14 protein-coding genes are annotated in these 15,384 nt (G+C 64.5%); 9 read left to right on the forward strand and 5 right to left on the reverse strand.

Going from position 1 to position 15,384, the window contains the following annotated elements:
• Positions 1–40: 40 nt before the first annotated feature.
• From SPMU_RS01310 to SPMU_RS01330, 5 genes are all read left to right on the forward strand, one after another.
• Positions 41–241 (forward strand): CsbD family protein, encoded by a 201-nt coding sequence (locus tag SPMU_RS01310; protein ID WP_088331175.1) that lies wholly within the window; start codon positions 41–43, stop codon positions 239–241.
• 161 nt (positions 242–402) lie between these two features.
• On the forward strand, positions 403–1,482 hold the full coding sequence (gene ald, locus SPMU_RS01315; RefSeq protein ID WP_088331183.1) for an alanine dehydrogenase: 1,080 nt from the start codon (positions 403–405) through the stop codon (positions 1,480–1,482).
• Between the two features lie 418 nt (positions 1,483–1,900).
• Positions 1,901–3,223 carry an EAL domain-containing protein gene (locus tag SPMU_RS01320; RefSeq protein WP_245832651.1) on the forward strand — a complete coding sequence of 441 codons (1,323 nt, stop codon included), beginning with the start codon at positions 1,901–1,903 and terminating at the stop codon, positions 3,221–3,223.
• Between the two features lie 287 nt (positions 3,224–3,510).
• Complete coding sequence (locus SPMU_RS01325; RefSeq protein WP_211275687.1) at positions 3,511–5,610, forward strand: ATP-binding response regulator; 2,100 nt, start codon at positions 3,511–3,513, stop codon at positions 5,608–5,610.
• A 54-nt stretch (positions 5,611–5,664) separates the two neighbouring features.
• A complete protein-coding gene (locus SPMU_RS01330; protein WP_088331187.1) occupies positions 5,665–6,051 on the forward strand; it encodes a response regulator in 387 nt (128 codons plus the stop codon).
• Here SPMU_RS01330 and SPMU_RS01335 read toward each other — a convergent pair whose 3' ends face one another.
• Positions 6,052–6,990: a D-2-hydroxyacid dehydrogenase gene (locus SPMU_RS01335; RefSeq protein WP_088331189.1), complete on the reverse strand. Its 939-nt coding sequence runs from the start codon at positions 6,988–6,990 to the stop codon at positions 6,052–6,054.
• Between the two features lie 47 nt (positions 6,991–7,037).
• Here SPMU_RS01335 and SPMU_RS01340 point away from each other — a divergent pair, with 47 nt between their 5' ends.
• The gene (locus SPMU_RS01340; protein ID WP_088331191.1) at positions 7,038–8,000 is read left to right on the forward strand and encodes a M48 family metallopeptidase; all 963 of its coding nucleotides are present in this window, start codon (positions 7,038–7,040) and stop codon (positions 7,998–8,000) included.
• 37 nt (positions 8,001–8,037) lie between these two features.
• Here the strand turns inward: SPMU_RS01340 and cysS are convergent, their stop codons facing one another.
• Entirely contained in the window at positions 8,038–9,468 is a 1,431-nt protein-coding gene (cysS, locus tag SPMU_RS01345; protein WP_088331193.1) for a cysteine--tRNA ligase, read from the reverse strand.
• A 198-nt stretch (positions 9,469–9,666) separates the two neighbouring features.
• On the opposite strand from cysS, the gene rpsU reads away from it, so the two are divergent.
• Both rpsU and SPMU_RS01355 read left to right on the forward strand, forming a co-directional pair.
• Positions 9,667–9,873, forward strand: coding sequence for a 30S ribosomal protein S21 (rpsU, locus tag SPMU_RS01350; protein WP_088331195.1), 207 nt, complete (start codon positions 9,667–9,669; stop codon positions 9,871–9,873).
• Positions 9,874–9,958: 85 nt separating this feature from the next.
• Positions 9,959–10,540 (forward strand): FKBP-type peptidyl-prolyl cis-trans isomerase, encoded by a 582-nt coding sequence (locus SPMU_RS01355; RefSeq protein ID WP_088331197.1) that lies wholly within the window; start codon positions 9,959–9,961, stop codon positions 10,538–10,540.
• A 121-nt stretch (positions 10,541–10,661) separates the two neighbouring features.
• Here SPMU_RS01355 and SPMU_RS01360 read toward each other — a convergent pair whose 3' ends face one another.
• Both SPMU_RS01360 and SPMU_RS01365 read right to left on the reverse strand, forming a co-directional pair.
• Positions 10,662–10,958: an EthD family reductase gene (locus SPMU_RS01360; protein ID WP_088331199.1), complete on the reverse strand. Its 297-nt coding sequence runs from the start codon at positions 10,956–10,958 to the stop codon at positions 10,662–10,664.
• A gap of 63 nt (positions 10,959–11,021) precedes the next feature.
• The gene (locus SPMU_RS01365; protein ID WP_088331201.1) at positions 11,022–12,452 is read right to left on the reverse strand and encodes an aldehyde dehydrogenase family protein; all 1,431 of its coding nucleotides are present in this window, start codon (positions 12,450–12,452) and stop codon (positions 11,022–11,024) included.
• Between the two features lie 214 nt (positions 12,453–12,666).
• Here SPMU_RS01365 and SPMU_RS01370 point away from each other — a divergent pair, with 214 nt between their 5' ends.
• On the forward strand, positions 12,667–13,602 hold the full coding sequence (locus SPMU_RS01370; RefSeq protein ID WP_245832652.1) for a right-handed parallel beta-helix repeat-containing protein: 936 nt from the start codon (positions 12,667–12,669) through the stop codon (positions 13,600–13,602).
• 70 nt (positions 13,603–13,672) lie between these two features.
• Here SPMU_RS01370 and SPMU_RS01375 read toward each other — a convergent pair whose 3' ends face one another.
• Positions 13,673–15,340: an alkaline phosphatase family protein gene (locus tag SPMU_RS01375; RefSeq protein ID WP_088331205.1), complete on the reverse strand. Its 1,668-nt coding sequence runs from the start codon at positions 15,338–15,340 to the stop codon at positions 13,673–13,675.
• Positions 15,341–15,384: the final 44 nt, after the last annotated feature.

A 15,384-nucleotide genomic window follows, 5' to 3' on the forward strand; every position in this document is an offset into this window, starting at 1 on the left:
CGAGCGCCTCCCGTTAGTTTTCCGTAACCAGGAGGTGAAAATGGGTGAACTCGTCGACAAGGTTAAAGGCAATCTGAACGAAGCCGTTGGTAAGACCAAGCAGGCAATGGCGGACAAGGATCCGGCCACCCGGACTGCGGAAGATGATCGTCTGGAGGCCGAGGGCGCCGGCCAGGAGATGAAGGGCAAGGGTCAGCAGTTCATGGGCAAGGTCAAGGGCGCGCTCGGCAACGATATCTGATCGCGCCAGCGCGGCCATGATGGCGCGCATTGCCGCGGCTTCGCACGGGAGCCCCTGCGGGCTCCCGGCGAGGGCGCGGCTGCGCAATGGAAGCGTTTGCCTGACCTAGCATCACGACGCATGTGCTCGTAGATAGTCTCATCTGTGACTAGGAGGCTTGCATGCGCGTCGGTGTGCCCAAGGAAATCAAGAATCACGAATATCGCGTCGGGCTGACCCCTGGCGCCGTCCGGGAATATGTCGCGCACGGGCATGAGGTGTTGGTCGAGACCCGGGCGGGCGCCGGTATCGCCGCTGACGATGCCGATTACCAAGCCGCTGGCGCGACCATCCTCCCGACTGCCGAGGAGGTCTTCTCGGCCGCGCAGATGATCGTGAAGGTGAAGGAGCCGCAGCCCAGCGAGTGGGTGCAGCTGCGCGAAGACCAGATCCTTTTCACCTATCTCCACCTCGCGCCCGATCCCGAGCAGGCGAAGGGCCTGATGGCTTCTGGCGTCACGGCTGTGGCTTACGAGACCGTTACCGATCGCAACGGCGGGCTGCCGCTGCTCGCTCCCATGAGCGAGGTGGCGGGCCGCTTGTCGATCGAGGCGGCAGGATCGGCACTGATGGCCTATAACGGCGGTCGCGGCGTGCTGCTCGGCGGGGTTCCGGGTGTTGCGCCCGCAAGGATCGTCGTGCTCGGCGGCGGTGTCGTCGGCACCCATGCCGCCCGAATGGCGGTCGGGTTGGGCGCAGAGGTGACGATCGTCGATCGCTCGTTGCCGCGGCTGCGCCAGCTTGATGAGCTCTTCCAGGGCCGTGTCCGCACCCGATTTTCGACCATGGACGTGATCGAGCAGGAGATTGCCGCCGCGGATGCGGTGATCGGGGCGGTGCTGATCCCTGGGGCGTCAGCGCCGAAGCTGGTTACCCGCGACATGCTCGGCGGCATGAAGCGTCGCGCCGTGCTGGTGGATGTCGCGATCGATCAGGGCGGCTGTTTCGAAACCAGCCACGCCACCACGCATGCCGACCCGACGTACGAGGTCGACGGGGTGATCCATTATTGCGTCGCAAACATGCCCGGCGCGGTGCCACTGACCTCCAGCCATGCGCTCAACAATGCGACGCTGCCTTATGGTCTTGCCTTGGCCGACAAGGGGCTTGCGGCATGTGACGAAGATCCAGGCCTGATGGCGGGTCTCAACGTGCGCGCGGGCAAGATCGTCAACGATGCGGTGGCGCGTAGCTTGGGGTGAACGGCTCCCTGCTGCTCGAGCTAATCCTCAGATTTTGAAAAGGAAAACCCCCGTCCAGTAGCTGGAGCGGGGGTTTTCTGTTCTCCGACGCTGCTGAGCAGCGACGTTGAACTTTTAACTGATTGTCGCAGCGAACCCGTCCTCCAAGCACTGGCGAGAGGCCGCCTAGCCGCGGCCTCTTCAGCACTGATGGTCGGATCGAACCCTTTACCAGGGACGAACGTCGCCGCTGCCGTAGATCAGCGCGAGAATGAAAGCGAGCATCTTGAACTCCCTAGTTTCTGCGTCGTCAGACGCGAACTATAGTTAACAATGTGTTTACCAAGGTTCAAGGTAGTTTGTTAAGGGCAGTATAACCGTCGTTTCTCGTTCTTGGACGATTAAGGGTATTTTTAATCATCCGCCCTAGTCGACGGTTATGGTCCGTTTCGGCATCCAGTCTCCGGAAGCGCCCGTTGCGCACAGCGGCGCGCCAGCGCTCCTGCCGTCCGTGCTCACGGCGCGGCCAGCATGGCGTTTTCTGATGCTTGCCGAGATCACGAATTTCGCTGCTGTTCGCCGCCATGTCGGCTGTACCCGCAGCGATATGCTAGTGGCGGATGTGTCTTCACGTTTGATGGAGGCGATTCCGCAGCTGCGCCTGACGGTGGTCGGCCGCACGACGATCGAGATTGCGCTGGAAGGGGCCGATCCCGCTGAGCTCGATACTGCCCTGGATGATCTGAGGGCGTCGTGTGACGAGCCGTTCCTGCTCGACGGCGAAACCCATCGGCTGGACATTTGCTTCGGCGCGGCGGCTGCCCATGCTGCCTATTCGGATGATGTTCGCCTCATCGAAGAAGCGGAGGCTGCGCTTGCAGAAGCACGCGCGGCGCACATACCCGTGCGGCACGATGTCACCGCGCCAGGTGCGCGCGAAATTCGCCGCATTGCCGCGGAGCTTCGCGTCGCGATTGCTGAGGAGCAATTGTTTCTCGCTTATCAGCCCAAGATTCACGTGCGCCGCCAGGAGATTGGCAGCGTTGAGGCATTGGTGCGCTGGCAGCATCCCTCCCGAGGCCTGATTCCGCCGGGAGATTTCATTGGTGCGGCGGAGGAGGGTGGGCTGATCGACCGCCTTACGATCTGGACGATCGAGCGCGCCATTGTTGACCAGCAACGCTTGAAAGAAGCCGGTCACGACCTGCGCATTTTCATCAACATCTCGGGCCAGCTGCTCGCAGATCAAGTGTTCGTCGATGCCGCTAGTCGCTTGATCATGGAGGCCGACGCGAAGTTGGGGTTCGAGGTCACAGAGACGTCGGTGATCCGCGATCCGTCCTCGGCGATCGCGAACCTGCAACGATTTGCCGACATAGGCATCGTCATTGCGATTGATGATTACGGCGCGGGCCTTTCCAGTCTCGCCTATCTTAAGCAATTGCCTGCACGCGAGCTGAAGATCGACAAGCTGTTCGTCACCCAGCTGACAAGCTCGAACCGCGATCCACTCATTGTCCGTTCCACCATCGACCTTGCCCACGCGCTCGACATGGAAGTGGTCGCGGAGGGGGTGGAAACACATGCAGCGCTTGCTCTCCTGACAGTGATGGGCTGCGACATGGTTCAGGGTTTCCTAATCAGCCGGCCGATCTCGCTCGATGCGCTCCTCAGGTTCATGGAAGAGGACCGGCACCAGTCAGTTTCCCGGGACACCCGAGCGACGTTCAACGCACTTGCCACGGCTTGGAAACGGGCTTGACTGCTAAGCGATGCGGCCGAGGCTTGGCTACGCTGGCCATGCCGCTGCTGTTGGCGGCAGCGGCCCCTCCTACTGCCATCATCAGCGATCCCCGCTTCGATGCACTGACCGCTTCAGTGAAGGCGGAAATGCAAACCGATCCCGAAGCCGCGATAGCAAAGTCCCGGACTGCGCTCGCGTATGCACGTGGCGCCAAGTCGCCACAGATGGAAGCAACTGCTCTGTGGTTGATGGGAGAGGCTTATACACGAACCGTACAGTATCAACGTGCGGCCGAGACTCTCGCAGTGGCAAACAGGATCGTTGAGCAGACTGCGCCACGCACGCAGCTAAACGCCGATATTCTCCTATCTGAGGGAGGAGCGCTCTACTCGACGGGGCAAATCGGCCGGGCGCTTTCCAACCTGCGTCGTGCACATGACATGTTTCGCGACCTCGGAGACACGCGAAGTCGAGCCAAGGCGCTGATTACGATCGCTTTGGTTCACGCGACCGGCAACGATCACGAAACTGCACTGCGCTACTTTGGTCAGGCAATGGAAGCTTACCGTGCGGACCCCGGCCTGTCGGTGGCGATCTACAATGGCCGGGGGATGGCACTACGAGAACTGAAGAGGCTTCCTGAGGCGCAGGCCGAACTCGAGAAGGCGCTCGCGCTGGCACATGAAATGAAAAGCCCGTTCGTGAGCGCTCAGATCCTGACGAACATCGCCGACGTCCGGCTTGCGAGAAATGATCTCCCCGGAGCGCAAAGGGCAATAGCCGACGGGCTGGCGCTGACAAGCAAGGCGGAAGCAGTCGCGCATCGTCCAACCTTCATCACTCTTGCAGCGCAGGCGGCCTTCGGGCGCGGAGACAACTCGGCCGCGCGGCGCTTGATTGAGGAGCGCTTTCGCGGTCAGGATCTGACGAGAACGTTGCCACTAGATCGGACCGCGCACGACGTTGCCTATCAGATCTACGCGAAGCTTGGCCGAGACGATCTGGCAGTCGCCCATCTCGCTGCATTTAAGCGATTGGATGATCAGGCGACCGCCACCGCGCGCTCGAACAGCGCGGCGATCGCCAGTGCGCAGTTCGATTTCGCCAACCAGGAGTTGCGTATTGCGCAACTCAGGGCGGCGGATTTGCAGAAGACCATCGCGTTCGAACGCGCCCGCGCGAGAACCCAGCGTTGGCTGTTTCTCGGTACGCTGCTCGTTATCGCACTGCTCGTCGTGGGGATCATGACGATCCGGCGCAGCCGCAACGCCCTGGCGAAAACCAACACGGCCTTGGGCAAGGCGCTGGCGGCGAAGACGGAGTTTCTCGCCACCACCAGCCACGAGATCCGCACGCCGCTGAACGGCATCCTCGGCATGACCCAAGTCATGCTTGCAGACGCCAAGACGGATGCGCCTACCCGCGAGCGGCTGTCGATCGTGCATGGCGCCGGCATGACGATGCGCGCGCTCGTCGACGACATCCTGGACGTCGCCAAGATCGAGACCGGCCGCATGACCATTGAGGAGGCGCCAACCGATATCAGGCGCACCATCCTCGAAGCGGCACAAATCTGGGAGGAGCAGGCCGGCCACAAGGGACTGCGCTTCTCGCTTGATCTGGCCAACGCACCCGAATGGGCCATCGCGGACGCGACGCGCCTCCGCCAAATCGTGTTCAACCTCCTGTCCAATGCCGTGAAATTCACTGCCACCGGAGAGGTTCGCGTGACGGCCAGCATCATCGACAACCGCTGGCGCCTGGTAGTGAGCGATACCGGCATCGGGATCGCGCCGGAAAAGCACGAGGTCATCTTCGAGGCATTCCGCCAAGCCGACGCCGGCACCACGCGCCAGTTCGGCGGCACGGGGCTCGGCCTGTCGATCTGCCGCAACCTGTCGCGCGCCATGGGAGGTGACGTTACCGTGGCGAGCACAGAAGGGGAAGGCGCCACCTTCACACTCGATCTGCCTTACGAAGCGGTCCTGCCGAACGAAGCCATTGCGGCGCCAGGAGCCGGCGTCCTGGTGGTTGATCGAAACCCGATCACCCGCGCGATGTTCAAGGCGTTGCTCACCCCCGTTGGAGGTGCCGTTTCCTTCGCCACCACCGCCGACGAAGCGCTGGAGGCGGTCGCGGCGCAGCAGCCGGCAACGCTGTTGCTGGACGATGCGACGCTGCGCGCGAGCGAGGATCCGGCCGCGGTGGTCCGCGCCTTGGCACAGGCCACGCCCGCCGCCCGGATCGCGCTGCTCGGCCCCCCGCTGGAGGTCTTGGAGCAAGCAAGGTTGCGCGATGCCGGGGTTTCGCGCTTCATTTCCAAGCCGGTCGGCAAGGAAGCCTTGATTCACGCATTGTTTAGCGACGAAACGGTGGCGTCCACTCTTGTTTCCCACGCCGCTTGAGACGATAACAATTCTGGCAATGGAACGATTAGCCTGCCTGTTCGGCCTGCGGCCATGAACGTCCTGTTTATCGAGGACGATCGAATGAACCGCCGCGTAGTTCGAGATATGCTTAACGTGGCCGGAGCGGACATGATTGAAGCAGAAAGCGCAGAAGAAGGACTGCGCCTGCTGGACGATCAAGAGTTCGACATGCTCCTGGTGGATCTTCGCATGCCCGGCATGGATGGCATAACCGCGATTCAGCATATTCGCGCACGACCAGATCAAAAAGGTCGTGTCCCGATCATCGTCGTGACGGCGGATACCGCCATTGATCTGCGTGAACGCTGTCTGGCCGCCGGTGCGGACGACGTGATCTTCAAACCGGTCGCGATGGACAATCTGTTCGACGCCATGGGCCGCGTCCTTGCGGCCGATGACGAGGGACTGATCGGCTGATCAATAGCCGCGATCGAGATCGGCGACGTTCTCCATCGGCTCTCCGGCACGAAATGCCGCCAGATTACGCAGGAACAGGGCAGCGGCGCGCTGGAACATCTTGGTCTGGCTGCGTCCGGACAGATGCATGGAGATCATGCAGTTCGGCGCGCTCCACAATGGGTGATCGGCCGGCAGCGGTTCCGGATTGGTCGGATCGAGGAATGCACCGCCCAGCTTGCCGCCCCGCAGCGCTTCCAGCAGCGCGTCATCGTCGATCATGTCGCCGCGCGCGATATTGATCAGCCAGGCGCCGGGCTTCATCGCGGCAAGCTCCGCTTCGCCGATCATCGACTTCGTCTCGCCCGTTGAGGGGGCGGCGAGCACCACCCAGTCGAATTCCCCAAGCCGCGCGCGCCAGGCGTCGGGCGTCATGGTGCCGTTGCTTCCCGAGCGCGTTACGCCAGTGACTTCGACACCGAAGGCGGACAGCCGATCGCCGATCAGGCGACCGATCGCGCCATAGCCGATCACGATCGCCTTTGTATCCGCCAGCTCGATCTTGCCGGGCGCATCGCGCAGCCACTCGGCACGGTCCTGCGCGCGAATAACCTCGTCCAGGCGCTTGGCCGCCGCCAGCACGCCGAGCACGGCGTATTCGGCGACCGCAATGGCATTGATGCCGACGCCGTTGGTGAGCGTCGCGCCGCGCGATCGCAGCACATCCAGCGGAAATGCATCGAGACCGGCGTAGATGGTGGAGACCCATTTCAGCCCGTCGCCTGCTTCGCGCAGCGTCTCTTCGGTCAGCCGCGTGGGCTGCATATCCACCCAGGCGATGTCGGCATCTGCAATCATCACCTTGGCGTCGGCCGGGCTTGTCCACCACGACACCTCGAGATCGGAGGGAAGCTGCGGCTCAAGCAGCGGGCGGGCGATTGCGGGTAGAACGGCCTTCATGACGCGAGGTGATAGCGCGGCACAGGCCTCTCGCCTATTGGGTTGATGTGATCGTCGTTCTTTCCGCCGCCATCGCCGCGTCCATCGCTGTCGCGCCAGCAACCCCGGAGGCCGCGAGCCTTGAGGTATTGCGCGCGATCGATCTTCGTCTTGCAACTATCGCGCACCGGCTGGTCACGGCCAACGCGCCGCTGTGTTGGGACACGGTGCCCGCGATCGGCTTGGTCATCCATGCCGAAAGCCAATATGATGCTGCCTCGCAAGCGACTGCCCGCGAGGCGTTCGGCTTCACGACGCCGATCGCGGTTGAAGCTGTGGTGCCCGGCTCGCCCGCGGCAACCGCCGGGCTTCGCGCCAATGATGGACTGGCGGCGATCGGCGCGCACACTCTGGTGGCCGGCGCGCGGCAGCCTTCCAGCGCCGATCGTGACGCCGCGCTTGACGTTCTGGAGCGCCAGGCCACGCCGGTGCGCGTGACAATGGTACGTGACGGCGCTCGCCGAGACGTCCTCATTCCCGCAGCCCTTGGGTGTCGCGGCCGTTTCGAAGTGGTGCTGGGGACGAAGATGACCGCGCTTTCGGACGGCAAGGTCGTTCAGATCGGCGTCCGGTTCTTCGAACGCTACCGTGACGAGGAAACCGCCGTGATCGTCGCGCATGAGCTCGCGCATGTCATCTTGAGGCACCGGGTGCGGCTGGAGGCGGCTGGGGTGGCAGGCGGCGTGCTCAAGGAACTCGGGCGCAATGCACAGCTCAGCCAGAAGGTGGAGCTGGAAGCGGACGCGCTTGGCGTGGCGCTGCTCCACAACGCAGGCTACGATCCCGCGTCCGCGGCGCGCTTCTGGCGCGAACACGGCGGTGACATCGACGGAGGCCTATTCCGCAGCCGGACCCACCCCGCGACCAAGCGGCGGATTGCCGCGATCGAGGCGGCAGCCGCCGCCATTCCTGCCGGCGAACGGCCCTATGTTCCGCCCGTGCTCGCGCAACGGGACGTGCCGCTGCGCTGATCGCAAACCGGACGCGCGCGGCTGGCCCTCGCTGCCGTCAGCCGGCGGTGACGCGCCACTCCCAGCCAAGCGGATCGCCGTCCATCACCTCGACGCCAGCAGCCGCGAGTTCATCCCTGATCGCATCAGAAGCGGCGAAGTCCTTGGCCGCGCGCGCTTCCTGGCGCTGCGTCAACCTCTCCGCAATCGTGGCTTCGTCGATGGTGGCCGACGCTGGCCGCGTGCGAAGGTCCTCGCGCTTGATCGTGTCGAGCGGCAGCCCGAGGACCTCGACGAAGTCTTTCATCGCCGCGAGCCGATCGGCGGGTGATACCTTCTTGTCCGCGATAAGCGCGTCGAGGACGGGCAGCGCCTTGGGCGTGTTGAGATCCTCCGACACCGCCGCATCAAGCTGTTCCCGATAAGCGGCGGCAGAGCCCTTCTGCGGCGCGTCCATACGCGCACGCAGCCCTTCGATTGCCTGCACCAGCCGCTTCAGCCGCACCTGAGCCGCGGCCAGATTGTCCCAGGAGAACTCCAGTTCGCTGCGATAATGCGCCTGTAGGCACAGCATCCGATAGGCAAGCGGATGGAATCCGCGGTCGACCAGAGACTGAAGCGTCAGGAACTCGCCGGAAGATTTGCTCATCTTTCCCGCGCGCTCGACCAGGAAGTTATTGTGCATCCAGAATGCCGCGCCGGTGTCTCCGCAGCCGCAATGCGCCTGGTTCTGGGCGATCTCATTGGGATGGTGGATCTCGCGGTGGTCAATCCCGCCAGTATGGATGTCGAACGATTCGCCCAGGTATTTCTTGCTCATCACCGAGCATTCCAGATGCCAGCCGGGTGCGCCGCGGCCCCAGGGGGAGTTCCACTCCATCTGGCGCTTCTCGCCCGGTGCAGACGTGCGCCAGATCGCAAAATCCTGCGCATGTCGCTTGCCCGCCACCGGGTCGATCCGGCTTTCGCCCGCATCATCTGCGGTTCGCGCCAGCCGCCCGTAATCTGGAACGGTTGTCACATCGAAATACAGGCCGCTGTCGAGCCGGTAGCAATGCTCCTCCTCGATTGCGGCGGCGAAATCGATCATCTCCGCAATGTGATCGGTCGCTAGCGGCAAGTGAGTGGGTGTGCGGATGTTGAGGTCCGCCAGATTCTGCTTGAACGCATCGGTATAATGGCGCGCAATCGCCCAGATGTCCTTGCCGGCGCGCTTGGCCGCGGCTTCCATCTTGTCGTCGCCGGCGTCCGCGTCGGAGGTGAGGTGCCCTACGTCGGTGATGTTGATGACGTGGGTGAGGTCATGCCCCTTCCACGCCAGCACGCGAGAGAGCGTATCGGTGAAGACATAGGCGCGAAGATTGCCGACATGGGCGTAATTGTAGACGGTCGGCCCGCAGGAATAGACGCGCACGCCCTTGGCCGGATCAAGGGGCGTGAACGCGCGCAGCGAGCGCGAAAGGCTGTCATAGAGCGAAAGCGTCGTCATGAAGTGCGCTCTATCCCGGTGGTGCCGCTGCGCAAAGGGCGGCGGCTAAGCTGTGGCGCAATCGCCACAGCGCGGCGGGTTGCACAGGCGAGGGGGCGGTGGTAGAGGCAGCGGGTTCACGGCGCGGGCTATGCTTGCTGCCGCCGTTTCCGTTTTGCGGAATCGGGCTGTTTCAGATCTCGGAGAAGTGTCGGTTTTATGCAGATCATCGTTCGCGACAACAACGTCGACCAGGCCCTGCGCGCGCTCAAGAAGAAGCTGCAGCGCGAAGGCGTGTATCGCGAAATGAAGCTGCGCCGGCATTATGAGAAGCCGTCGGAAAAGCGTGCACGCGAGCGTGCTGCCGCTGTTCGCCGTGCGCGCAAGATGGATCGCAAGCGTGCGGAGCGTGACGGCGCTCGGTAAGAACCGCGCGACCGTCTCAACTTTCTCAACATTCGCTGTAATCCGGGCGCGGTAATTCGCGCTCGGTCCTGACCCGGGGATCGCCATGTCGACCGTCACCGCCGTTCCGATCGCGCCGGTCAAGCGCAGCTATGTTGTCCTTTTGATCGTCGGCATCATCGCCGCTGTCATGGCTGCGGCTGCGCTGGCTGTGCAGGGCGACGATTTCCTGACGCGCAATGCGCGCAAGTCGGGCGTGGTGACGACGGCGTCGGGCCTGCAATATCAGGTGGTGGAGGCAGGCTCCGGCCCGAAGCCGACCGATACGGACGTGGCGTTGGTCATGTACGAGGGCAAGCTGCTGGACGGGACCACCTTCGACAAGTCGCAGCAGCCCACCCCGTTCCCGGTGACGGGCGTGGTGCCGGGCTTCTCCGAAGGCCTGAAGCTGATGCCGAAGGGCGCCAAGTATCGCTTCTGGATCAAGCCGGAACTCGGCTACGGCGCCGAGACCAAGGGGCCGATCCCGGGCAATTCCACGCTGGTATTCGACGTCGAGCTGATCGACTTCCTGCCCGAAGCCGTGCTTCGCCAGCTGCAGCAGCAGCAGATGATGGGCGGCGCGCCGGGTGGTCCGGGTGCTCCGGTCGGGGCAGCGCCAGGTGCCGAGGCACCCGCCGGTCGCTGATCCGCGCAGCAGATAAAGAAAGGGCGCCACGAGCAATCGCGGCGCCCTTTTTTGTGCCTGACGTATACTGGTTGGCGGCAAAGATGCGGCGCGGGTGCCCCGTCAGGGCACCCGCACCACCTTACAGCGCGCGGCCGACCATAATCTGCGGCGTGATGTCGGTGAAGTTCGGCACGTCGGCCTGCAACTCGCCCATGCGCGGGCTCGCCATCGCCTGACCCATCGCTTCGGGCGAGGCGAAGTGGAAATTGGCGATCAGCGCGAACGGCGGCGTGCCACCGCCAGGGGCCTGGCCCTCAATCAGTTCGATCTTCTCAGGGCTCCAGATCTCGCGCGCCAGCTCGGCATGCGTCGCCTTGTAATAGCTGGCGTCAAACTTCGCGCCGTCATGGTTCGGATACAGAACGCTAACGATCATGATTTTCCTCTCCCCTTATGAAAACGGGCGCCCTTTGATGGGGCGCCCGCTGTAGGTCTTCGATCAGGCGGCGTTTTCGCCGACGATGGTCTTCACTTCCATGAAGTCCGTCAGACCCCACTTGCCACCCTCGCGGCCATTGCCGGATGACTTGTAGCCGCCGAACGGCGTGGAGCCATTCGGGCCCCAGGAATTGATCGTCACCAGTCCAGCGCGCAGCTTGCCAGCGATCTTCGCCGCCTCGGCCGGATCGCCCGAGATCGTTGCGGAAAGGCCGTATTCGGTGTCGTTCGCCATTTCCACCGCCTGTTCGGTGTCCTCATAGGTGGTGATGGTGGCAACCGGGCCGAATGTCTCTTCGCGATAGATGCGCATTTCCGGCGTCACGTCGGCGAGCACGGTCGGCTTGACGTAATAGCCGGCATTGCGCCCGTCCGGACGGCCGACGCCGCCGGTCACCAGGCGCGCGCCCTCGTCCAGCGCGGACTGGATGAGCATCTGGATTTTCTCGAACTGGGCCTTGTTGACGACCGGTCCGATGTGCGCACCCTGCTTCTCCGGGCTGTCGACCTGCGTCGCTTCCATGATCGCCTTCACGACCTCTTCCGCTTCGTTCACCTGGCTCTTGTGGACGAGCAGGCGGGTCGGCGCGATGCAGCTCTGGCCGGTATTGGCGATGACGCCCGCCAGGGTCGGGGGCAGGACCTCGCCGAGCTTCGCGCCCTCGAGCACGACGTTGGGCGCCTTGCCGCCAAGCTCCTGGTGCACGCGCTTCACGGTCGCGGCAGCCGCGGTCGCCACGGCGACGCCGGCGCGGGTGGAGCCGGTGAAGCTCACCATGTCGACGTCCTTGTGCGACGACAATGCCGCGCCCACCGTCGGCCCATCGCCATTGACGAGGTTGAAGACGCCCGCAGGCACGCCAGCTTCCTCGAGGATTTCCGCCAGGATCATCGCGTTGGTCGGCGCTTCCTCAGAGGGCTTCAGCACCATCGTATTGCCGGCGGCAAGCGCAGGGGCGACCTTGGCGCAGATCTGGTTCAGCGGCCAGTTCCACGGCGTGATCATGGCAACAACGCCGATCGGCTCATGCACCACGCGCGCGCCCTTGCCGGCCTGTTCGGAGAAGCTGAATTCCTTCAGCGCGGCCAGCGTGCCCATGAAGTGGCCGAGGCCGGCCGGCGCCTGCGCCATGTTCGCGAACGAGATCGGCGCGCCCATTTCGCGGCTGGTGGCGGCGGCGAGATCGGGGATGCGCTTCTTGTAGAGCGCGATGATCCGCTCGAGCAGGGCGATGCGATCCTCGACGGAAGATTGCGACCAGGTCTTGAACGCCTTCTTGGCAGCAGCGACCGCCTTGTTGACGTCGGCTTCGCTGCCAAGCGTGATTTCGGTGGCCGCCTGCTCGGTCGAGGGGTCGATGACCTCGTGGCGCTTGCCACCCTCGCTGTCGACCCACGCGCCGTCGATATAGTGCTTCAGATAGCTTTGCATTGTGCCTCTCCGCCTATTGGACGTGATGTTTCCCCGCGCTTGTGCGGCCCGATTAAGTCAGTTGCAACAGGAAACGCGACACGGCGGAAGCGTGCCGCGACGGGACAAAGATGCGCGCTCGTAATCGCTGTGAGAGGCTGTGCGCGACATTGGGAGCGATTGAGACTTCCGCCCCGCCAGCCGCCGCGCCAGGAAGATGCGAAAGGATTTGCCCATGCGTATCGCACCCGTCCTCTTCGCCCTGGCAATCACCGGGTCGGCCAGCGGCCAGGAGGCACGTGCCCCGTTCGTCGTCCAGGAAAGCGGGCAAGGCTTTGCGACGCTGGACGAGGCGTTGCAGGCGCACCGCGGGCAGGACTTCACCGTCTTGATCGCACCCGGCGTGTACCGCCAGTGCGCCGTGCAGCAGGCCGGCCGGGTCACGTTCAAGGCGGTGAGACCCGGCAGCGCCATTTTCGAAGGCGCGTGCGAGGACAAGGCTGCCTTGGTGCTTCGCGGCGGTGGCTCGGTCGTGGACGGGCTGGTGTTTCGCGGTATCCGCGTGCCCGATGGCAACGGCGCTGGCATCCGCATCGAGATCGGCGACCTGGTGGTTCGCAATTCGATGTTCCTCGACAGCCAGGAAGGCATCTTGGGCGGCACGGATGAGGCAAGCAACATCACGGTCGATCGCTCCACCTTCTCCGGGCTTGGGCAATGCCACGAGACGGAGGATTGCGCGCACTCGATCTATCTCGCCAGCCGCGGCAGCGTGACGATCACCAACTCGCGTTTCGAGCGGGGGCGTGGCGGCCATTACGTGAAGCTGCGGGTCCCGCGCGTCCGGATCGCCGACAACAGCTTCGACGATTCGGCGGGTACGCGCACGAACTACATGATCGATCTGCCGGAGGGCGCCACTGGCGAGATCGCGCGCAACACGTTCGTGCAGGGCACACGCAAGGAGAATTGGGGCGGCATGATCGTGGTCGCTGCCGAGCAGCGGAAGTATCGCTCCGCCGGGCTGAGCGTGCACGACAATGTGGCGAGCCTCGCGCCCGGCCAGGAGAAAAGCCCCGCGTTCGTGGCGAATGTCAGCGGCGAAAGGCTGGCGCTGGGCGAAAACCGGCTCGGCGCAGGCGTGCGCGCCTATGAGGTGCGCCAGCCCTGAAGAAGGGCGCGGGGCTGGCGCTTGGTGCCAGCCTGCCGCCGCCCCCCTCAAGCCGCAATCGGTGCCCGGATCAGCGGCAGGTGCTGCCCGGCCCACCATCCAGATCGAGGCAGCGCCCGTCCAGACCCTGCACCGGCAGGTTGATCGTCGCCGCGAGCGTCGGCACGATATCGACCGTCTCGACCGAGCGCGGCTGTTCGAAGCCCATCATGCCCTTGCGCCAGAACAGGATCGGCACGCGGCGATCATAGTCCCAAGGGCTGCCGTGCGTCGCGACATAGCCCGGACCGGGCTTGGCGATGCCGACGACCTGCGGCTTGAGCATGAGCAGGATGTCGCCCGATCGCTCCGGATCGAAGGAGGCGCGCGCACGCTCCACCAGGGTCCACGTCTCGGGCGGGGCGGCCGGCACGGCAGCAGCCGCGATCTCTTCCCGCGTCAGCACGGCGGCGACCTGCGGGAACCCCCGCAGCCGCTTCACCGTTTCGGCGATTACTGCCGGCCGGCGCTTGGCCGGCACGGAATCGGCGATGTAGATGTCGCCCTCCGAGCCCAGGAGAACAGGCCCGGCGATCCCCAGCTGCTTGCCGACGGCTTCCCCGATCGCCTTCACGGAAAGGTCGGCGGTTACGCGGCTCTCGCCCGGCATGGCGCGCTGCTGCTGCCGCTCGGTCATGTCGTGCCCGCCATGGTCGGCAGTCAGCACCACCTGATAGTCCAGGCCCCAAGAGTCGAGCACCGCAAAGAAGCCGCCGAGCGTCTTGTCGAGCTCGGCCATCTGCAGGCACATCTCGCCGCCGCCGGAGCCAAAGCCGTGGCCGATATAATCGGTGGCCGAGGCGCCGATGGAGATGATGTCCGGCGCGTTGCCCTGGCCTAGCTTCATGTCCTGGATCAGGCCGGCCGCGATCGCGAAAACCGCCCCGTCAAGCGCCGGGGACGCGCGAAAGGCCCGCGTGTCGCCAGCGGCGCGGGCGAAGCGGCCGTCACCGATCGTCTGGTCACCCACCTTGATCGGCCGCATCAACGGGCGACAGAAGCCCGGCACCGCAAGCGGCTCCTGCGGCTGCGCGATCAGCTTCGCCACCGCCTCGCGGCCGCGCTGCACCGCCGGCGGCACCGGCCGCCCCTCATAGGAAATGAAGTCCTTGCCGCCCCAGAACCAGACCTCGTCGATCTTGTGCCCGCCCATCATGATCGCCGCGCGATCCTTGCCGGCGACCGAAACGACGCGGCTTGCCGAATTGGCTGCCTTCATCATTTCGCCCAGCGTCGGCACTTTCAGGTGCAGGTCCGACGGCGTGTAGTTGCTGTGATCCGTGCCGGGGACCCGCTCGTCCTCGGCGCAATAGACTTCCTTGTCCGCGCGCGGCGCCTTCTGATTGATCCAGTTGTTGGCGACGATGCCGGTACGCCCCGGCCGCATGCCGGTCAGGATCGTCGAGTGGCCCGGGCACGTCTCCGTGCTGGCGTGGCTTTGATAGCCCGACGGGAACACCGCCCCCTGCAGCAGCCGCGCAAAGCCGTCGGTGAAGCGGTTGCGATATTGCGCGAAAAGGTCGGCCGAGAACTGGTCGACGGAAATGGCGACGATCAGCTTGGGCGGCGTGCTTGGCATGGTGCCTTGCGCGGGCGGCGCCGGCTGCGCCGACTCGAGCGCAGCCTCCTGTGCGGCGGCGGTACCAGCGGTAAGCGGGAGCGCGATAGAGGCGAGCAGGGCGGCGAGCTGAGCTTTCATGACGGACCTTGGTGCAAAGCGGGGGCAGGCGCGGTATGTCGGCG

It is taken from the genome of Sphingomonas mucosissima (assembly GCF_002197665.1).
GTDB classification, from domain to species: Bacteria; Pseudomonadota; Alphaproteobacteria; order Sphingomonadales; family Sphingomonadaceae; genus Sphingomonas; species Sphingomonas mucosissima.